Source organism: Actinomadura bangladeshensis, from assembly GCF_004348335.1.
Lineage (GTDB): Bacteria > Actinomycetota > Actinomycetes > Streptosporangiales > Streptosporangiaceae > Spirillospora > Spirillospora bangladeshensis.
In genome coordinates, this window is record NZ_SMJW01000006.1 from 12499 (window position 1) to 31595 (window position 19097).

19 protein-coding genes and 2 tRNA genes are annotated in these 19097 nt (G+C 69.7%); 12 read left to right on the forward strand and 9 right to left on the reverse strand.

All coding sequences use genetic code 11. The features are described from left to right. The first annotated feature begins 41 nt into the window (after positions 1 to 41). Positions 42 to 998, forward strand: a complete 957-nt coding sequence (locus E1284_RS02465; RefSeq protein ID WP_131936571.1) for an alpha/beta hydrolase — start codon at positions 42 to 44, stop codon at positions 996 to 998. After that, positions 995 to 1705 (forward strand): alpha/beta fold hydrolase, encoded by a 711-nt coding sequence (locus E1284_RS02470; protein WP_131936573.1) that lies wholly within the window; start codon positions 995 to 997, stop codon positions 1703 to 1705. The genes E1284_RS02465 and E1284_RS02470 overlap by 4 nt, the downstream gene beginning before the upstream one ends. Before the next feature lie 31 nt (positions 1706 to 1736). Here E1284_RS02470 and E1284_RS02475 read toward each other — a convergent pair whose 3' ends face one another. Next, on the reverse strand, positions 1737 to 2480 hold the full coding sequence (locus E1284_RS02475; RefSeq protein WP_131936575.1) for a class I SAM-dependent methyltransferase: 744 nt from the start codon (positions 2478 to 2480) through the stop codon (positions 1737 to 1739). Between the two features lie 437 nt (positions 2481 to 2917). On the opposite strand from E1284_RS02475, the gene E1284_RS02485 reads away from it, so the two are divergent. Further along, on the forward strand, positions 2918 to 3592 hold the full coding sequence (locus E1284_RS02485; RefSeq protein WP_131936577.1) for a hypothetical protein: 675 nt from the start codon (positions 2918 to 2920) through the stop codon (positions 3590 to 3592). A 97-nt stretch (positions 3593 to 3689) separates the two neighbouring features. On the opposite strand, the gene E1284_RS02490 is transcribed toward E1284_RS02485, so the two are convergent. Next, positions 3690 to 4040, reverse strand: coding sequence for a hypothetical protein (locus E1284_RS02490; protein ID WP_131936579.1), 351 nt, complete (start codon positions 4038 to 4040; stop codon positions 3690 to 3692). 622 nt (positions 4041 to 4662) lie between these two features. On the opposite strand from E1284_RS02490, the gene E1284_RS02495 reads away from it, so the two are divergent. Continuing rightward, the gene (locus E1284_RS02495) at positions 4663 to 5325 is read left to right on the forward strand and encodes a hypothetical protein (RefSeq protein WP_131936581.1); all 663 of its coding nucleotides are present in this window, start codon (positions 4663 to 4665) and stop codon (positions 5323 to 5325) included. Between the two features lie 98 nt (positions 5326 to 5423). Here the strand turns inward: E1284_RS02495 and E1284_RS02500 are convergent, their stop codons facing one another. Continuing rightward, a complete protein-coding gene (locus E1284_RS02500; protein WP_165965100.1) occupies positions 5424 to 6158 on the reverse strand; it encodes an SMI1/KNR4 family protein in 735 nt (244 codons plus the stop codon). A gap of 356 nt (positions 6159 to 6514) precedes the next feature. Here E1284_RS02500 and E1284_RS02505 point away from each other — a divergent pair, with 356 nt between their 5' ends. The 4 genes from E1284_RS02505 to E1284_RS02525 all read left to right on the forward strand — a co-directional run bounded on the left by E1284_RS02505 (position 6515) and on the right by E1284_RS02525 (position 8714). Continuing rightward, positions 6515 to 6901: a DUF4234 domain-containing protein gene (locus tag E1284_RS02505; protein ID WP_131936585.1), complete on the forward strand. Its 387-nt coding sequence runs from the start codon at positions 6515 to 6517 to the stop codon at positions 6899 to 6901. A 125-nt stretch (positions 6902 to 7026) separates the two neighbouring features. Beyond that, a complete protein-coding gene (locus E1284_RS02510) occupies positions 7027 to 7509 on the forward strand; it encodes a hypothetical protein (protein WP_131936587.1) in 483 nt (160 codons plus the stop codon). Continuing rightward, the gene (locus E1284_RS02515) at positions 7509 to 7868 is read left to right on the forward strand and encodes a hypothetical protein (protein ID WP_131936589.1); all 360 of its coding nucleotides are present in this window, start codon (positions 7509 to 7511) and stop codon (positions 7866 to 7868) included. Before E1284_RS02510 ends, E1284_RS02515 begins: the two co-directional genes overlap by 1 nt. A 450-nt stretch (positions 7869 to 8318) precedes the next feature. Then, positions 8319 to 8714, forward strand: coding sequence for a hypothetical protein (locus E1284_RS02525; protein ID WP_131936593.1), 396 nt, complete (start codon positions 8319 to 8321; stop codon positions 8712 to 8714). Between the two features lie 245 nt (positions 8715 to 8959). Here E1284_RS02525 and E1284_RS02530 read toward each other — a convergent pair whose 3' ends face one another. From E1284_RS02530 to E1284_RS02545, 4 genes are all read right to left on the reverse strand, one after another. Continuing rightward, the gene (locus E1284_RS02530) at positions 8960 to 9289 is read right to left on the reverse strand and encodes a helix-turn-helix domain-containing protein (protein ID WP_131936595.1); all 330 of its coding nucleotides are present in this window, start codon (positions 9287 to 9289) and stop codon (positions 8960 to 8962) included. Further along, the gene (locus E1284_RS02535) at positions 9286 to 9660 is read right to left on the reverse strand and encodes a type II toxin-antitoxin system RelE/ParE family toxin (RefSeq protein ID WP_131936597.1); all 375 of its coding nucleotides are present in this window, start codon (positions 9658 to 9660) and stop codon (positions 9286 to 9288) included. Before E1284_RS02535 ends, E1284_RS02530 begins: the two co-directional genes overlap by 4 nt. A 122-nt stretch (positions 9661 to 9782) precedes the next feature. Further along, positions 9783 to 9859, reverse strand: a tRNA-Phe gene (locus E1284_RS02540). A gap of 17 nt (positions 9860 to 9876) precedes the next feature. Further along, positions 9877 to 9954: transfer RNA gene (locus E1284_RS02545), tRNA-Asp, on the reverse strand. 286 nt (positions 9955 to 10240) lie between these two features. Here E1284_RS02545 and E1284_RS02550 point away from each other — a divergent pair. From E1284_RS02550 to E1284_RS02560, 3 genes are all read left to right on the forward strand, one after another. Then, positions 10241 to 11656, forward strand: coding sequence for an amino acid permease (locus E1284_RS02550; RefSeq protein WP_207923518.1), 1416 nt, complete (start codon positions 10241 to 10243; stop codon positions 11654 to 11656). 49 nt (positions 11657 to 11705) lie between these two features. Further along, positions 11706 to 13373 (forward strand): adenylate/guanylate cyclase domain-containing protein, encoded by a 1668-nt coding sequence (locus E1284_RS02555; protein WP_243714208.1) that lies wholly within the window; start codon positions 11706 to 11708, stop codon positions 13371 to 13373. Between the two features lie 163 nt (positions 13374 to 13536). Continuing rightward, entirely contained in the window at positions 13537 to 14652 is a 1116-nt protein-coding gene (locus E1284_RS02560; protein WP_131936601.1) for a glycerophosphodiester phosphodiesterase, read from the forward strand. Positions 14653 to 14705: 53 nt separating this feature from the next. On the opposite strand, the gene E1284_RS02565 is transcribed toward E1284_RS02560, so the two are convergent. Next, positions 14706 to 15587, reverse strand: coding sequence for a LysR family transcriptional regulator (locus E1284_RS02565; RefSeq protein ID WP_131936603.1), 882 nt, complete (start codon positions 15585 to 15587; stop codon positions 14706 to 14708). Positions 15588 to 15856: 269 nt separating this feature from the next. On the opposite strand from E1284_RS02565, the gene E1284_RS02570 reads away from it, so the two are divergent. Then, the gene (locus E1284_RS02570; RefSeq protein ID WP_131936604.1) at positions 15857 to 17188 is read left to right on the forward strand and encodes a sensor histidine kinase; all 1332 of its coding nucleotides are present in this window, start codon (positions 15857 to 15859) and stop codon (positions 17186 to 17188) included. 188 nt (positions 17189 to 17376) lie between these two features. Here the strand turns inward: E1284_RS02570 and E1284_RS02575 are convergent, their stop codons facing one another. Continuing rightward, positions 17377 to 18990 carry a cyclic nucleotide-binding domain-containing protein gene (locus E1284_RS02575; RefSeq protein ID WP_131936606.1) on the reverse strand — a complete coding sequence of 538 codons (1614 nt, stop codon included), beginning with the start codon at positions 18988 to 18990 and terminating at the stop codon, positions 17377 to 17379. Positions 18991 to 19097: the final 107 nt, after the last annotated feature.

The following is a 19097-nucleotide window of genomic DNA, read 5'->3' on the forward strand; positions in this document are numbered from 1 at the left end:
TTGCCGGTAACGGCTCAATCACGGAGGAGGCGAGGGAGAGCATGAGCAACCACATCCTGGAGCCGGCCGCCCAGGAGTTCGCCGAGGCGACGTCCAAACCGCCGTTCATCTACGAGCTCGGGCCCGACGGGGCGCGCAAGGTCCTGGACGACCTGCAGTCCGCGCCGGTGCCGATGCCGGACGTGGACGACACGTGGATCACCGTCCCGTCCGAGGCCGGCGACGTGCGGGTGCGGATCGTCAAGCCCGCCGGGGCGTCCGGGATGCTGCCGGTCGTCCTGTACGTCCACGGCGGCGGCTGGGTGCTGGGCAACGCGGGCACCCACGACCGGCTCGTCCGCGAACTGGCCACCGGGACGGGCGCCGCGGTCGCCTTCGTCGAGTACGACCGGTCGCCCGAGGCCCACTACCCGGTCGCGATCGAGCAGGCGTACGGCACCGCCCGGTGGATCACCGAGCACGGCGCCGGGGAGGGGCTCGACGCCTCCCGCATGGCGGTCGCCGGCGACTCCGTCGGCGGCGCCATGACCGCCGCGCTGGCCATCATGGCCAAGCGGCGCGGCGATGTCCGGTTCGTCCACCAGTCGATGTACTACCCGGTGACCGACGCGGGGCAGGACACCGGCAGCTACCGGGAGTTCGCCGACGGCCCGTACCTCACCGCGAAGGCCATGGCCTGGTTCTGGGACGCCTACACCATGGACCCCGTCCAGCGGACCGAGATCACCGCCTCCCCGCTGCGCGCCACCCTCGACGACCTGCGCGGGCTCCCGCCCGCCTTCCTGATCGTCGACGAGAACGACGTGCTGCGCGACGAGGGCGAGGCCTACGCGCGCCGCCTCACCGAGGCCGGCGTCCCCACCACCAGCGTCCGCTACAACGGCATCCTGCACGACTTCATGATGCTGAACAACGTGACCGAGACCCGCGCCGCCCGGGGCGCCGTCGCCCAGGCGATCGACGTCCTCAAGACCGCGCTCGGAAAGGCGAACACATGAGCAACGACCGACCCGTCATCGTCCTCGTCCACGGCGCCTTCGCCGAGTCGGCGAGCTGGAACCGCGTCATCCGGCGCCTGAACGACCGCGGCCACGAGGCCGTCGCCGCCGGCAACCAGCTGCGCAGCGTCCCCGGCGACGCCGCCTACATCCGCGACGTGGTTGCCGGGCTGAACCGCCCGGTCGTGCTGGCCGCGCACTCCTACGGCGGCATGGTCATCACCGAGGCGGCTTCGGGGAACCCGGCCGTCCGGTCCCTGGTCTACATCGCGGGCTTCGCGCCCGACCGGGACGAGACCGCGTTCCAGCTGTCGGAGAAGTTCGAGGGCAGCACGCTCGGCGCGGCACTGGACGCCTACCCGCTCACCGAGGGCGGCAACGACCTCCGGATCGCCTCGGACAAGTTCCACGCCCAGTTCTGCGCCGACGTCGACGCGGGCGAGGCCGCGCTGATGGCCGCGACCCAGCGCCCGGTGACGGAGCGCGCCCTGACCGGGCCCCTCACGGTGGACGAGCCGGCGTGGCGCCAGAAGCCGTCCTGGTTCATCCTCGGCTCGGACGACCGGAACATCCCGGCGGCCCTGATGCACTTCATGGCCGACCGCGCCGGCTCGCGCGGCACCCGCGAGATCTCGGGCGCCTCCCACGCCATCGCGGTCTCCCAGCCCGATGCGGTGGCCGACACGATCTTGGAGGCATGCGCCTGACGGATCCGTCCGTCCGTCCACGGCCCGGCCTCTATTCGCCGGGCCGTGCCCCATGGTCGAGGGCGCCTGCCTTGCGTGCGAGGACGAGCCGGTAGCGCGGGGCGCCGTCCTCCCGTCGTCCCAAGTCCGTCAAGGGGACCGTTGTCACCGCGAACCCGGCGGCCACCAGATCGCGCCGGACCGCCCCCAGCGGACACGTGCGGTAGTACATGACGAACGGGGGACGCCACAGGGCGTTCCTGACCCGCATGGCCAGGTCGAATCCGAGCAGTGCCCAGTACCAGCCCGAGGCGGGGGACGGCGGCGCGCCGATCGGGAAGACGAAGAGCCCGCCCGGCCGCAGCGCGCGGTGCACTCCTGCGAAGACCGCGGGCCGTTCGGCGGGCAGCACATGCCCGAGCGCCCCGAAGGTGACCGCCAGGTCGAACTCCTCGTCGAAGGCCAGGGCCCGGGCATCGCCGCGCACCCACTCGGCGCCGGGGTGCGCCTTACGCGCTTGCGCGAGCATCCCGGCGCTGAAGTCGACACCCGTGTTCCGTCCCTCGCAGAGCGGCCCTAGGACCCGCATGCCCGCCCCGGTACCGCAGCAGACGTCGAGCCCGTCCCCGAAAGGCCCGAGCGAGCGCAGCGCGCTGACGGTCGCGTCGAGAATGCCGTCAGGCGTCCGGAACGGCGTGCGGTCGAACTTCGGAGCGAGCAGGTCATAACCGTGCTCGACCGACGACAGCGCCTGAACGGCCAGTTCGCGCAGAGAAGGACCTTGAGCCGAGAACACCGCCCAAGGCTACTTCTCCCGGTCCACCGCCGCGGCATCTGCAGGCGTCCGGCATCTCTTGTTCAACTCTGTTGGTACTCCACTGCCGCGAGCCCGCAGTGCGCGTGCACGAACAGGTAAGAGGCGCCTTCGCCATAGTCGAACAGATCTGCGCCACCGACCAGGCCGACGTAGTCCATCGCCTTTCCGCACTTCGGGCAGTCGGCGTAGGCCGGGTCCTGGCTCCTCGGCCCCTCCACCGGGCCGATATTCCGGACGTTCGCTGTGCGCGGACCACGTCGCGCCCCCATCGTCGCGGTACGGGGCCAGCGCGCCCGGGTCGGCCGCCGCGATGTCGGCCAGTTCCTCGACGGCGTCGTCATCGCCGGATCCCACCCGTCCCACAAGATCCTCGATCACGGCGCGACGGTATCCGGGCCCCCTGTCATCATCGGGGGATGAGTGACTGGGAGCTTTTCCTCCGGGAGGTTTCATGGTTCCTCCAACCCGGAGAGAGCGCCGTGGTGGGCGAGGTGCAGCCGTGGACCCGCGGGCCGGCCGAGGACCTGCCCGAGCTCTCCGCACTCCTCGAAGCGACGGTTCTCACCCCCGTTACCGTCGGAGGCACCGCCTACGAGCTGCTCGCCTGGGGTCCGCCGGACGGTCGACGGGGATGGCTCTGCCACCCGCCCCGCTGCGTGGACGGCGGGCCTTTCCCGGCGGCGCACGAGAGCTTCTGGAAACTGTGCGGCGGGATCGTCGAAAGGTTCGGTGAGCCCACCACCTGGTGGGAGAACCAGAACGAGGTGCTCACCGCGGAAGCGGCGCGTGTGCGGGTCGCGGACGTCCTGGCCGACTATGCCTGGCTCTGGGAAGGCGAGGGCCTGGAGGTTCCCATCGACCCGGATGAGTACTACGCCGTCGCCGTAGAGGCGAACGGAAATCTGACACTGGCGCATCGCGACAATGGCCGGCTGCTTCTCTTCGCACCGGACCACGCGTTCAAAGGTGTCGCACCACTGGACGGGTGCCCGCCGTATTCACTGCTCACGATCGATGATGTTCCCGACCTCGCGACGTGGATAGAGGTATGCGCCGCGGCCTGGCGATATCAGTGGGCATACGGCATGTGAGGGCCGTGGGCAGGCCGGTCGCGAAGCCGATCGTTCCAGGTGCACCGAGCGGTCTGCGGCTGTGCCTCACAGCCGCAGACCGCTGGGCGCGTATGTGTTAGTTGTAATGGGCGAACTCTGTGTAGTCGTTCCAGATCCAGCCTTTGACGCCGGTGCAGCAGTCCGAGTGCCACCACAGGTTGCCGGCGTTGTTCACGCATCGCTTGTCGATGCGGAAGAGCGTGCCGGACTTCCAGGTGGCGATGACCGAGGAAGACCCCGAGTAGCTGGTGTGCACCTTCGCCGAGCCGACGATGACTCGCCGAATATGCGGGGTCCAGTCCGAGCAGGAAGCCTGGATGCCCTGCTCGCTCGCCGACGCGCTTGGAATGGCGAACGCAACAGGGGCCATGGTCGCCGTAATCACCGCAGCCGCCATGGCCATGACACGGTTAGCCGCCATTCGCATTTCGAGCTCCCTTCGGGGGGATTTGGTAAGTTGATCATCACCCGACCATGATCGTTTGTCAAGCCCCGATGTGAATTTCTGCTCCGTGGCGCGTCTGATGGCAGATGCCGTGCCGAAGGGGCGGAGGAGGGATGCCTCGCGCGAAAACCAAACGTGAGAATCTCACTAAGTCGACCCCTGTGGGGTCCTTCCAATACATAACTGTCGCTCTGTGGACAGTTTTAGCGGGAAGGCTCCGGAGTTGAGCACCGACAGCCGGACCTGTGCCGGCGGCGGAGCCGAGAGTGCCGCGCCGGAAGCCGCACAGGCGCTCCACCGAGTCAGGGGGAGTGCGACGGCCCTCATCCCAAGACAGGCGACAACGTGTCCGCACGCCCCTCGACGACGAGCGCCCGGGAGCTTCGCAGGCATCGCCCGCATCGAGCGCGCCCGCCTGGGATTTAGGCCCACGATCAATCGACGCGCAGTCGCAATTCCAGCGTGAATTGCCCGATGGGCAGAACGTTCCCACCCACCTCCGCGCATATCACTGCACCAAAATCTCGTGCATGGAGCGCAGGACCTTATTGCGACAGGTCACCTGCGGCGCCTGCGCTAACTCCCAAAGCAGTAGGGTCCCAACATGAGCATGAAACTGCTGCCGGTGGACGGCGTGTGGGTCGATGCCATGATCTCGCTCGCGAACGGTCCGTGGACCAGGCAGGCCGTCGAGCGTCTGTTCGTGGAACGCGGATGGATACAGGCCGACGACGTGGGCACTGCCCGAGTGCCCTGGCAGACGGGTGACGAAGTCTGGCCCCAGTTGGACCTGCCGGTGGCCTCCGGGCCGCTGCCCGACGACTCGGACGAAACCGGATGGCGACTCGACCTGGGCGCGCCCCCGCCGGACGAAGAGACCGGCGAGGTGGACCGTCACTCTTTCGTGGCATTCCCTTTCGCGCTCCTGTGGCCGCCGCTCAACACTGAAGAGCCCGAAGACGACGAAGACGACGAAGACGATCTGCAGGAGGACTACTCGGCCGAGTGGATCCGGTACCCGGACGCCGGTCCTGCCGAGTTCGAAGCCGAGTTCCGCCGCGTGCGCGCGCTCGTGGAGGACCGGATCGGACCGCCCACCCGTACGGTCGGTGGCATCACCAGCGGATGGATGAGGGAGATCTGGGATCGGGGGACGATGGCGCTCACGCTCTCGATCGAAGACGACATCACGACGTACTCCTTCTACGACCACATCGCCCTCGGCATCTGGCCGACCGATGCGGCGGCGGGTACCGAGGACACCTGAGCCCCGAGGTCATAGAGCGGCCAGTCACCGGTCGGCGGCAGACCGACGGCCGCCGAGCCGGCCCAAGGCAGCGACGCGGCCACGTCCACCCGTCCTGATCATGTCGGGTCCGGACTGCGTGGTCGAACGTCCCGGAGCCATGCGGGACGCGTCCCCCAAGAGTCCGCCGGCGTGCCGCCCCATTCGCAGTCCGGTCCCAGGCCACCGATTCTCAGTGTCGAGTTGCCTGGATCGGCCGCGTACAGTTCCAACTCTTCGGCATAGCGGATGAGCAGCTGCGTCCAGGACGGAGCCAGCACGTCCCATGAGGTGCATTCGACGTCAACCCGAACCACTTGTCCGGGCGTTCCGCCCGGGGCCGGATCAAAGTCGAGCAGCCATTGTACGTCGCCATTCATGTCGCCGACGACGAGTGCACCCGGCGAACCGATGATCGGCCGGACCGGCCCGTTCAGGGAGAGCGTCTTCGTATCGACCGCGTATGCCCAGGCCCGAGGGTCGTCCCAGTCCGGCTCCGGATGATGGTTGTCGCGCCACATCCGGGTCGCCTCGATAATCCCGCTTGTGTCGCAGAGGCAGGTCAGCGGTACCGGACTGGGCTCCGGAGGTGGCAGTGCCGGTCCGGGGTCGGTTCCGTTGTGAATGCGCAGACTAGCGCGGAAATCCTGGGGAAGTCGTAGAGCCAGGGCGGCCTCCACCGCATCGATTTCCTGCACCGTGGCCCGCGCATTGAGCTGCCGCAAGGAAGCCGGCAGGACGCGACCCAAGCCGGCCTCGATCCGCGCCCATGCCTCGGCGACCGGCCTGTCGACGTCGCCTCCGGTGTCAGTCATGACGCAGACTCTAGACATCAGCCCTCGCCAGTGCGACGTCGCCGTCGGGCGCAGGATGCGCGGTCGTGTACGTCACATCGGCACCCGAACCGCACCCGGCTCGGTCGGTATCTCCGCCGGGTCGGTCCGCGCGGGGGCCGAACTCTCGCTCGCCGTCTTGCACGAGGCGTCGGCCGGTCGGCGCTATGCGTCCCCTGGTCGTTGCCGCGCCGCCGGTCGGCCGGGAAGTGACCGTGAGCCCGCCGTAGTGAAACCCGTCGGCGTCGGTGACGACCACGGAGATGGTCGACAAGAATCTTGTGACTCTTTGTGTCCACGGTGCAGCTCAATGGGAAATGGCCGCATACGTTCGCGGTATGGATGAGGAGCGTGTGACGGCAGGTAAGCGGCGCGATCCGGTCCTGACCTGGTTGGTCTGGCCGCTCATCACTCTCGGGGTCTATTACTTTGTGTGGTGGTACAAGATCAACCGAGAAGCGCGCGACTCGGGCGTGGAAGTAAGCCCTGGCCTGGCCCTGCTGGCCGTCCTCCTCGGGTGGGTCATCATCGTGCCGCCCTACATCTCCATCTTCCGGACGGGTGAGCGGATTGCGCGCATGCAGGACTCGGCCAACCGCCAGCCCTCCTGCAACAGCTGGATCGGGCTGATCCTGTCGTTCTTCTTCGGGCTCCATGCGCTCTACTACCAGATCGAGTTGAACCGGATCTGGGACGAACCCGTGCATCCATCCCCCGGCAAGTAGCACTGACGCAGGGACGACACCGGAAGGTGACCATCCGGTCACACCCTGGGGAGTAGTTCTTACGAAGATCGAACAGGCGGGTGCGCGAGCTGGTACGGGCGATCTTGCGGCCCTTGACTGAACGCATGCACACATCGCCCTTCCTGCGTGCGGTCGGCCGCCGCACCCTTACCGCCGCCCTGCCGATCGCCCTGTCCGCCGCCGTCCTGGTTCCGCTGCGGGCCTCCGCGGCCGAGGTCCAGGTCGTGTCCACGACGGTCACCCCGTCCCGCATCACCTCCGGTGAACAGGCGATCCAGACGGTCACCCTGGCCGAGCCGGCCCCGGCGGGGGGCGTCACCGTGCAGCTCCTGGACGGCAACGAGTACAGGGACCTGACCTATTTCCAGGCCACCAAGAACAGGGTCACGGTGCCCGAGGGGGAGCGCAGCGTCAGCTTGGCCATCCGGGTGCAGTCCGCGATCAACGAGGGGACGGTGACCCGCCTGACCGCCGGAGCGGGCGGTTCGGTCGCGGAGACGTCGATCACCGTGGACCCGATCGACGGGCGATATCAGGACGTCACCTCGTTCACCATCGACAAGCGCATCGCGGTGGATCCACGGTGATGGCGGCGGTCAGCACGGCCAGGCAGTTCGCCGGCGTCATCGGCGTGCCGAAGAAGTTCTCCGTCGGCGTTCTCGGCCCGGTGCGGCACCGGCCCGGCAATGCCGAGAACTTCGGGGTGGTCGGCCTGGGGGACATCTGGCACCCGTTCGGCGCCAGGATCAACCTGACCAGTGACACGCCCGGCGTCACCACCTCCCTCAACGTGCCCTCCGACGGAAGCATCCCGGCCGACAAGGACGGCGCGCAGTTCAGCATCAGGGTCGCCGACTCGGTCCCGGCCGGGACCAAGGTGAAACTGACCGCGAACTGGGTGCTCGGTCCCGCACCGGTCACCACGGAGTTCACCGTCCAGGACTGACCCCGTCCGGCAACGCCGGGCCCTGCGTGATCTGGCCTCCACGGGCCGCCGCACCACAGCTGGAAGCCACGCCAGCCGCACGCCTCATGGCCCGCCACCGGCGGACCATGAGGGAAGGTCCTCTTCATGGCGCAGTCGGTCAACGACGCCCTCCAACAGACCACCGGACACCCCGCCCGCACCTACGCCCAATGGACCGCGGATCCCCTGGCCGACCTCGGCCGCCGACCAACGAGGCGGGACGGCGACCGGCACCCCCGCCAGGTGCATTGGAAAGACAGCGCCATGGCACAGCTCAACTTGCGAGCTGCCGATCAGCGTCCTGAAGTCCAGTCGCCCGGCGGCGTGCAGTTCCGCCAGCTCCCACACCCCGGGCCCACTCGGCCGGGCGGCGCCGGCACGTCAGGTCCGGGCCTCGTTGCTGTCTCTGAGGGTCCGTAGGGTGGCGCCATGCGTTACCTGGCGGGGTCGTTCGCCGCTGGTGCCCTCCGGCGCGGGAAGGGCATCGAGCAGCTTCTCAGCGCCTTCGAAGAGGAGGGGCGGCGAGGGTTGCGTTACGCCTGCATCTGGCCGGCGAACCGCCATCACGGTTTCGTCGTCCGGCTGTACGTCGTCGAAGAGGTAGAAGGCCTTCCCATCGACGAGTTCGGCGCCTTCTATGAGGACGAGTACGGGGACGGTGCCGAGACCGTTGGGGAGACGGCATCCGCTGAAGCGGCGATCACCCTTGCTGAGCGGAAACTCGCCGCCGCCGCAGGCCGATGGGTGAACCAGGGTGTTCTCGCGGACGAGTATCACGACTACGTCGGTTGCGGCCGTCCGCTGGGTGACTGGAAGCCGGTGTAAGGCAGCGGTGTCGTCAGGACTGTCGTCAAAAGGCCCGGAACCTAACTCAGGTTCCGGGCCTTTTGGCTGGTCAAAGGAGTGGTCAGGGACGGGACGGGGTCGAACCGCCGACCTTCCGCTTTTCAGAAGTAGCAACCACCCTGCCGCCACCCCGTCCACCGAGGTCAGACGGTGCTCGACGTGCGCCCGTGGTGCCGCTTGGTTGCTGACGTTGCCGTCAGGGTTGCCGTCACCGGTCGGAGTCGTCAGGCGACTTTGATCGAGTGAGGGCCGACGCTGACGGTGATGTCGACGTGCCCGCCGAGCGCGGTGGCGTAGGCGCGGAGCGTCTCCAGTTCCATGGCCTCAAGATTGCCGTTTTCGATCTGGGAGACGCGAGACTGTGAGACCCCCAGGACCTGGGCGACCTCGGCTTGCGTCTTGCCGATGGCCTTGCGGAGCTCTTTGAGGTGGTGGCCGGCGACGTAGGCGTCCAACTCGGCGCGAGCCTTGGCCTGGCGCTCGGGGTCGGCCAGTTCAGGGTTGCGGCGGTGTGCTTCGGCCTTGATGTCCTGCCAGCGGCGTCCGGTGCTCATCGTCCGCCCTCCTTATCCTTCGCTGCCCGGTACTCGGCGTAGCGGGCTTCGGCCAGTGGAATCGCCTCGTCGTACCAGCGTGACCACTGCCCGGCCTTGTCTCCGGCCACCAGGAAGATCGCTGTACGCTCCGGGTCGAAGACGAACAGCATGCGGATCTCCGATCGTCCTCGGCTGCCGGGCCGCAGCTCCTTGAGGTTGCGCAGCTCGCTGTGTTCGAGGGTGTCGACCAGCGGCCGCCCCAGCGTCGGTCCGACCTCGGCCAACCTGTCGATGGCCTGCTCGATCAAGGCTGCTGTGTCCAGCTCGGATTCACACAGCTTGAGGAACCAGCTCTCGACCGGTTCGAGGAGAACGACGTCCCAGGGCACCCAACCAATATAACGTCTAGCTCATACTGTGGGGTTGACCGTCCGCTTCTTGATGACGTCCGTTGCCGTCAAACACAACGCCCCGGGCCTCATGGCTCCGGGGCGTTTGTACTGGTCATTTGTGGTGGGCAGGGGCGGGGTCGAACCGCCGACCTTCCGCTTTTCAGGCGGACGCTCGTACCGACTGAGCTACCTGCCCAGGACGCTTGGTGCGCCTGGCGGTCCTGACGGGATTTGAACCCGCGGCCTCCACCTTGACAGGGTGGCGAGCACTCCTAACTGCTCCACAGGACCTTGCTGCTCCGAGCCTAGCGGCTTCGGAGGGGTGTGTCGGCCGGTGGTGACCCCCGGCGTTTGGCACGTCCGAGAGCATACGCGATGGCCGAGGGCGGCGCCAACTCGTTAACGGCGGAGGCGGTGGGGGATAGAGCGATAACGGAGAGGTACCGGGTGAGTACGGGTTGCTGGCGGGTGCCGCGTGTTTGCGGCCTGGGGTCCTAGTCTGTCCGGGTTGCGCAACCGTGCGTGACCGGAGGGTGGCGCCGTCTGTAGCCAGGACGGCCGGAGAAGGGAGGTCGGCGTGGTCGCAAAGCTCCCAGACCAGAGCGCCGAGGACTACCAGAGAGGGCTCGGTACGCGGCAGATCCAGATGCTGGCGATCGGGGGGACGATCGGCACCGGGCTGTTCCTCGGGGCCGGGGAGAACATCGCCAAGGCGGGTCCGAGCCTGATCCTGACGTACGCCGTCGCGGGGCTGGCGTTGTTCTTCGTCATGCGGGCGCTCGGCGAGCTGCTGACGTACCGGAGGGCGGAGGGCGGGTTCGCCGGGTATGCCCGGGAGTTCCTCGGTCCGTTCTGGGGATACGCCACGACCTGGACGTACTGGATCATCTGGGTGACGACCGGGATGGCGGAGCTCACCGCGGCCGGCACGTACATCCAGAAGTGGTGGCCGGGCGTGGAGCAGTGGCAGACGGCGCTGGTGGCGCTGCTCGTGCTGTTCGCGGTGAACCTGATCTCGGTGAAGCTCTTCGGCGAGCTGGAGTTCTGGTTCGCGATGATCAAGATCGCGGCGATCGTGATGATGATCCTCGTCGGGATCGGGGTGCTGGCCTTCGGGTTCAGTGATGCCGGAGACACGGCGAGCGTCGGGAATCTGTGGAATCACGGGGGTGTGTTCCCTGAGGGGTACTCCGCGACGATCATGACGCTGCAGATGGTGATGTTCGCCTACCTGGGCGTGGAGCTGGTGGGGGTCACGGCCGCCGAGGCCAAGGATCCGGAGAAGAACATCCCGCGGGCGATCAACGCGCTGCCCCTGCGGTTCGCGCTGTTCTACCTCGGGTCGCTGCTGGTCATCCTCGCGGTGGTTCCGTGGACGGCGTTCAAGGGCGGGGCCAGCCCGTTCGTGCTGGCGTTCGACAAGATCGGCATCCCCGGCGGCGGGGACATCGTCAACTTCGTGGTGCTGACGGCGGCGCTGTCGTCCTGCAACGCGGGCGGGCTGTACTCGACGTCCAGGATGCTCAGGACGGCCGGCGTCAACGGTGACGGGCCGAAGGTGCTCTCGCGCTTGAACGGACGTGGGGTTCCCATACTGACGGTCGTCATCTCGGCGCTCGTCATGGGGATCGGGGTCGTCATCAACGCGATCGTGCCGGACAAGGCGTTCGAGTACATCACGTCGGTCTCCACTGGTGGCGCACTCCTGGTGTGGACGGTGATCCTGGTCGCGCACATGATGTACCGGCGTCGGGCGACGGCGGGTGCGCTGCCCAAGTCGCCCTACCGGATGCCGTGGGCGCCCTACAGCAGTTGGGCCGTGCTGGCGTTCTTCGCGTTCGTCACGGTGACGATCGCGTGGGAGGCCGATACGCGCGTCGCGCTGTACGTCATGGCCGCGTGGGTCGCGCTCATCGTGGTCGGGTGGCCGTTCGTCCGGCGGAGCTCGCAGACCGCCGAGATGAAGGTCGCGGTGGAGAGCACCAGCGCCTGACCTCCATGGGATGATTCCGTTTGGCGGTCTCATCCCCCCGGAGGCGCGCGTGACCAGCAGGCTTGAGATCCGTGTGCGCTGGGTCCTGCTGGTCGTGGTGGGCGTGGCGAACGTGGTCGGGGCGCTGGTCGTGCTCCTGTTCGCGACGTTCGTCGTGCCCGATCCACCGCTGGACGACCGCGACTACGTCCACATGGTGAACGCGGTGGCGTTCTTCAGCTATCCGGTGGTGGCCGCTCCGGTGGCGCTGGTCTTGGGGTTGTGGCTGTGGCGGCCCGTCGTGACGTTCGTCCGGGACGGGGGAGAACCCGGGCGGGAGCAGCGGCGGGCCGTCCTGCTGGGGCCGCTCCGGCTGACGCTGCTCATCGGGGCCATGTGGACGGTCGGCGCGCTGGGCTGGGCGGTGCTCGATCTCGTGCTGTTCACCGGGCGGCTGGCGGTGAAGACCGGCCTGACGTGCCTGCTCGGCGCGGCGACGACGTGCACGATCGTGTACCTGCTGTCGGAGCGGCTGCTGCGGCCGGCGGCGGCGCTGGTGCTGGGGGCGGAACGTCCGAAGAGGTTCCGGCTGCCCGGGGTGACGACGCGGGTGATGCTCGCCTGGGCGCTCGGGACGGCGATCCCGGTGTTCGGGCTGATCTGCGTCGCGATCGCCGCGCTCGCCGCGCCGGACATCAACGTCGAGCAGCTCGCGATCACGATCCTCGGGCTCGGCGGCGTGGCGCTCCTGGCTGGGGTCTATGTCATCTATATGGCGACACGGGCGATCGCGGATCCGATCAAGGCCGTCCGGAAGGGAATGGCGCAGGTCGAGCGCGGCGATCTGGGCGCCGAGGTCGCGGTGTACGACGCGAGCGAGGTCGGGCAGCTGCAGGCCGGGTTCAACCACATGGTCGCCGGGCTGCGCGAGAACGAGCGGCTGCGGGACCTGTTCGGCCGGCATGTGGGCGAGGAGGTCGCCGACCTGGCGCTGGAGCGCGGCGCCATCACGCTCGGCGGCGAGACGCGCGAGGTGGCCGTGCTGTTCGTCGATCTGACGGGGTCGACCCGGCTCGCCGACACGCGGAGCCCGGACGAGGTCGTCGGGCTGCTCAACCGGTTCTTCGGCGTCGTGGTGACGGTGGTGGCGAAGCACGGCGGCTGGATCAACAAGTTCGAGGGGGACGCGGCGCTGGCGATCTTCGGCGCGCCGACGCGGACGGAGGACTCGGCCGGCGGCGCGCTCGGCGCCGCCCGCGAGCTGGCGGTGCGGCTGCGCGCCGAGGTGCCGATGCTGGACGCGGGGATCGGCGTGTCCGCGGGCCCGGTCGTCGCCGGGTACATCGGCGCCGAGGAGCGGTTCGAGTACACGGTGATCGGCGACCCGGTGAACGAGGCGGCCCGGCTCAGCGACCTGGCGAAGGGCGAGGCGGGACGGGTGCTGGCCTCGGCGGCCGTGCTCGACCTGGCGCATCTCGCCGAGGCCGGCGAATGGGACGTCGGCCGGTCGGTGACACTGCGCGGGCGGAGTCGTCCGACGCGGCTCGGTACGCCGCGCCGTTCAGCGCCGGTCGCCGAACCGGAGGCGGAGCCGGCGCTCGATGCGGAGCGGCCGGTCCGGCGGGTCCGGTTCCCGCGTCCGCTGCGGAGGAGCCGGAGGCTGCTGGTCGGCGCGCTGATCCTCTCGAAGGCCGCCAAGAGCGCGCGTACGCCGGACAAGTCGGAAGAGTCCGAGTAGCGGGGCCTGCGGTTCCGGGGAAAGCGCCGTGTCCTGCCCGGTGCGAACCGATCAACTGCGTATCGTCGCCGACTGTACACGGTCTGCTACCGGCCCATAACTCCGGTGTCACCGGACGGCCCGAGGGTTGGGGCGGACAGCTCCGGCTCCCGAAAGGTGACACATGCACCGACGGAATCGTCTCGCGCTCCTCACGGTCACGGCCACCACGGCGCTCGTCGTGCCGGCGACGGTGGCCGCCGCCGATCCCGGGCCCGACCCGGTCGTGGCTCCGCAGCAGGCCGGCGCGGTGGATCCCGGCGCGCCGCGGCCCGGCGGCGGCCCGCGGCCCGCCGACCCGCGACCGGACGCGACTCAGCCTGGCGCGGCCCAGCCCGGCGCGACTCAGCCCGGCGCGACTCAGCCTGGCGCGGCCCAGCCCGGGGCGGTGCAGCCGGGTGTGCAGCAGTCGGCGTTGGAGCCGCGGCCCGCGGCCGGGAGCGCGCTGCGCGCCGGGATCGTGGACGTCGCGCACCGCGGCGCGTCCGCGTACGCGCCCGAGAACACGCTCGCCGCGTTCAGGCTGGCCAAGGCCAAGCACGCCGACATGTTCGAGCTGGACGTCCAGGAGACCAAGGACCACAAGCTCGTGATCATGCACGACACCACGCTCGACAGGACGACGAACGTCGAGGACCTCTACCCGGACCGCAAGCCGTGGAAGGTCGCCGACTTCACCCTCGCCGAGATCGAGAAGCTGGACGCGGGGTCGTGGTTCGCGGCCGAGTACAAGGGCGAGCGCGTCCCGACGCTGGGCAAGGTGCTGTCCGCGATGCGCGGCAAGGGGCTCGGCATGCTGCTGGAGCTCAAGAGCCCGGACCTGTACCCGGGCATCGAGAAGCGGGTCGCCGCGGCGCTGCAGCGCTCGCCGTCCTGGCTGCGGCATGATCCGCGGGAGCGGCGCCTCGCGGTCCAGTCCTTCGACTGGCACTCCGTGCGGCGGTTCCACACCGTCCTGCCCAAGGTGCCGACGGGTCTGCTCGGCACCCCGAAGGTCGCGGACCTGCCGAAACTCGCCAAGTACGCCGACCAGATCAACCCGACGTTCGGCGGCCTGACCGCGTCCTATGTCAAGAAGGTGCACGCGTCCCACATGGACGTCCTCACCTGGACGATCAACGACCGCGGTGACATGGAGAGGGCCGCCGGCCTCGGCGTGGACGGGATCATCACCAACAAACCGGACGTCCTGCGCGATGTCCTGAAGGCGTCGCGGAGCCAGGAGTCCAAGGCGGCCTGAGGCCGCCGCGACCGGCCCCGGCGCCACGGCGGCGATGATGGCCGGCCGGTGCGTCAGGGCAGCAGCCGGCGGGCGTGGGCCGTGAACGCCCGCGCCGCCGGACTGCGCGGGCCGTCCGCCCGCCAGGCCAGCGCGATCCGGCCGCTCAGCCGGGGCCGGACGATCGGCATCGCGTGCAGCGCGTCCGGCAGGCCGCGGGCGGCGGACTCGGGCAGCACGGCGACGCCGAGCCCGTGCGCGGCGATCTGCGCCAGCACGGGCGGCTCGCCGGCCTCGAACGCGATGCGGGGGCGTAGGCCGGCGTCCGCGAAGGCCGCGTCCAGGACGGCCCGCAGCCCGGTCCCCTTCGGCAGGCTGATCAGCGGCTCCTCACCGAGCGCCCGCAGCGTGATCGTCGACCGTCGTGCGAGAGGATGATCACGGGCGACGGCGGCGTGGACCTCCTGCTCGATGACGACCCTGGTGGCGATGCCCTCGGGCGGTTCGGCGCCGAGGCTGAGGAACGCGAGGTCGACGCGTCCGGTGCGCAGCCCGTCGGTCAGGGTGTCGGCGTCCTTCTGGATGACCGTGATCTCCACATCCGGATGGTCTCGGTGGAATTCGGCGATCATGCCGGGAAGGTCGAGTGACCTGATCCAGTCGATGGTGCCGACGGTGACGTGCCCGCGCAGGAGCCCGGTCAGCTCGTCCACCGACAGCCGCGCGCCCTCGACGGCCGCGAGCGCCGCCCGCGCGTAGGGGAGGACGGCGGCGCCGACCTCGGTGAGCCGGACCGTCCGCCCGGACCGGTCCAGCAGCGGCTGGCCCAGTTCCCGCTCCAGCTGCCGGATCTGCGCGCTGACACCCGGCTGGGCGACGTGCAGCCGTGCGGCCGCCTTGGTGAAGCTGGCCTCTTCGGTCACCGCGACGAAGTACTCCAGCTGGCGCAGCTCCATAACCGGCCATGCTAACCGCGCCTGCGTCCAGCGCCATGGCTTCTGCCGCGACCAGCCCGGACCGTCCATCCCGGGGCGTGCGCCAGGAGCGTGCCGGGCCGTCCAGCGGGCGGGGCGAGGACTGGGGCGGTCGGCCTCGGCAACCATTTCTTTGGACCATCTTGGGTGCGTCGCTGCAGTTCAGAGGACTGATTCCGGTCTGGGCGGTGAATACCTCCCCTGCGGGAGGTCGGGTGTTCGGACGGCGCACATGGTCCATACGGGTGCGGATGACCGTGATTGCCGGAATGGTCACCGCAGTCATCTGCGTCATCGTCGCCATCCTGATCCTTGTGGAGGTGCGCGGCTCGGAGACCGAGTCCAAGCGCAGCCAGGCGACGGCCGCGGCGCTGCGGATCAGCTACGAGATGCGCCGCGGACCGGTGCGGGGCAACATCGACGCGCCGGAGGGCGTGGTCATCCAGGTCATGGACGAGAACCGGACGGTGATCGCGGGCACCCCGGGTCCGTCCCTCGACGGTCCGCCGATCGCCCGTTTCCGCCCCTCTCAGGCCCAGGTGTACTCGACCCGGGACGTCTGCTCGTCGGTGGAACTGCCCGGCTGCGCGTGGGTGATCGGCTTCCGCGTCTACCACACCGGCGGGGACTGGTTCGTCTACGCCGCGGCGGCGACCGTCCCCTGGTACGTCAGTCCCGGCCTGACCATGCTCCTGGTCAGCGTCTCGCTGCTGGTGATCCTGCTGGCCTGCCTGCGCGCCTGGGGGACGGTGGACCAGACCCTCGCCCCGGTGGACGCGATCCGGCGCGAACTGGCGGAGATCACCGCTATGCAGTCGGGCCGCCGGGTCACGGTCCCGGAGAACCGGGACGAGATCAGGCGGCTCGCCGAGGCCGCGAACGCGACCCTCGACCGCCTCGACAGCGCGCTGGAGCGGCAGCGCAGCTTCACCTCCGACGCCTCCCACGACCTGCGCAGCCCGATCGCCGCGGCGCGCACGCAGATCGAGGAGGCGCTCCTCTACCCCGACGAGGTCGACTGGCCGCGCACGGCCCGGGCCGTCATGCAGAGCCTGGAGCGGCTGCAGGCGATCGTCACGGACCTGCTGCAACTGGCCCGCCTGGACGCCGCCGCCTGGAAGGACGTCGAGACGATCGACCTCGGTGCCCTCGTCACCATCGAGATGGCGCGGTCGGAGCGGACGAAGCGGATCGTCCCGCACCTCCAGGAGGGCGTCACGGTCCGCGGCGACCGGCTCCGGCTCGTCCGGCTCTTCACGAATCTGCTGGACAACGCCGAGCGGCACGCCGAATCGCAGGTCGACGTCACGGTCCGGCGCAGCGACGGCCACGCGGTCCTGGAGGTGCAGGACGATGGCGCGGGCATCGCCGAGGAGCACCGCGACGTCGTCTTCCAGCGCTTCGCCCGGCTCGACGCCAGCAAGGCGCGCGACCCGGCCGGCACCGGCCTCGGCCTCCCCATCGCGCGGGAGATCGCGCGGATGCACGGCGGAACCCTGACGATCGAGGACAGCGAGCGCGGCGCCCGTTTCGTCCTGTGCATTCCTCGGAACGTTCCAGACCGTCCCGACCAGGGCCCCTGACCCGGGACTCCGGGCGATGCAGGACGGCGGCGGGCCCGACGGGGCTGGGCGCGGCGGGCCGCGGTGGGGTTCGGGCCGCGGTGGCGGTCCGGGCCGGGCGTGGAAAACCCCGCGGCGTCGGTGCACGCGGGGTTGTCGACGGGTTTGAGGGGCCCGCGCGGGGACGGGCCGGGAGCGGCTTCGTGCGGTCAGATGGCGGATCGGGCGGGCAGCCCGCGCAGGTGGATCCAGCCTTCGATGTCCGTTTCCTTCACCCTGCAGCCGATGGGCTCGTACTCGGCGGCGTTCACGTAGCCGGGGCTGTGGGCGATGACGGAGTCGTAGACGAACCTCGACGCGATGACACCGAGATCGGCGCCCGTCGCGGCGAGCCTCTCCTTGAACGGGGCGGCGTCGAGGAGCCGGGCCGCGTTGATGATCGTCCAGCCGGACACGCCGGGCGGATCGGGCAGCACGGGCCCGACGTCCAGCGCGACCCTGAGCTGGATGCGGACCGCCTCGCTCGACCGGTGGTTGTGGCGCCGCAGCCGCATCCCGAGCGCGGCGATCATGGGATCGATCACGGCGGCGGTCGGTATCCCGGGCGGGACGACGATGAGCGCGCCGTCGCCGCGGTCCTCGCTGTAGCAGGCGTCCCACGGCACCCTCGACTCCTCGAAGGACTGCCGCAGCGCGGCGTACATGGCGCGCCGCACCTCGAGCCGGTCGTTCTCGTCCCGGACGCGCGAACTGAAGCCGGCGATGTCAGTGAACACGATCGTGCAGTTCTGCCCGGCCCACGACGGACCGGCGGAGCCGGACGGTGTGATCGCCATGGGCTGAGTCGGCTGCCCGTGGAACGGCACCTGGACGTCGGCCGCAGGGCGCGCCTGCCAGGCCGCGCTCGCCGCCTCCTCCATGGGCGCCCACCGCCCGGCAGACGACCCGCCCGTGGGGCGCCGTCCGCCGGCGGCCCGGTCCCCGTTCGTGCGATGCGGGTCGGCTGCGGGCACCGTGTACGGGCCAGGCGGCGTGTACTGGTCACCTGCGACATAAGGGCCGGGGGACGGCCCGTACGTAGCAGGGACTCCCTGCGGCGGGTGCGGCCAGACCGCCGGTATCGGTATGTACGCCGTCGCGTACACCTGAGGTGGGTACTGGGTGACCGGCCCTGGCGTGGGCGCCGGCCTGTACTGGCCCGTCTCGTCCCGCATGGCCCTCGACTGCTCGGTGAGCCGGTGGTACATCTCGCGTTCCATGACGACGACCACACGCGGATGGTTGCTGAGGTAGGTGACGAACTGCTGCGTGGTCAGGCGCAGTGCGTGCAGCGTCTCCATCGCGACGATGGTCGCCGAGCGGCGGCGGAGCAGCAGCGCGGCGCGCTCGCCGATGATGTCGCCGGGACCGCGGAAGGCGATGATCCGCTCGCGCCCGTCCCGCTCCACGCAGACCCGCACGGAACCGGACTTGATCACGATGGTGTGGTCGGCGGCCTGGTCCTCCTCCCAGAGCACCGTGCCCGCCGGATAGACGACCTCCTGCGCGGTCGCGAGGAACTCGGCCCGCTCGATGGTGGTGAGGGAGAGCCAGAACCCGGGCCGCTGGGACGTTCCGCCCGCCCGGCCGGACGCCGGAGACGCCGAGGGCGGCGCACCCTGCGCGGACGCCGGGCCGGCGGTGGCCGCCGGGGCGGGCGCCGCCATGCTCACCAGGTCCGTGTTCTCGCTCGAGGATCGGCTGTGCTCGCTCCCGGAACCGGTGGAGGACGCGTCCGGGCGGACGATCTGGTCCGGGTCGTGCAGGCGCCCGTGTTCGCTCATCCGAACACCGCCCCGGCGATCGGCCGAAGGGAACTCCCGGGGCTGGAAGAACTCGTGGGGTGGACGTCGAAGGTCGGGGGACGAATCTGCTGTCTTGACATGTCAGG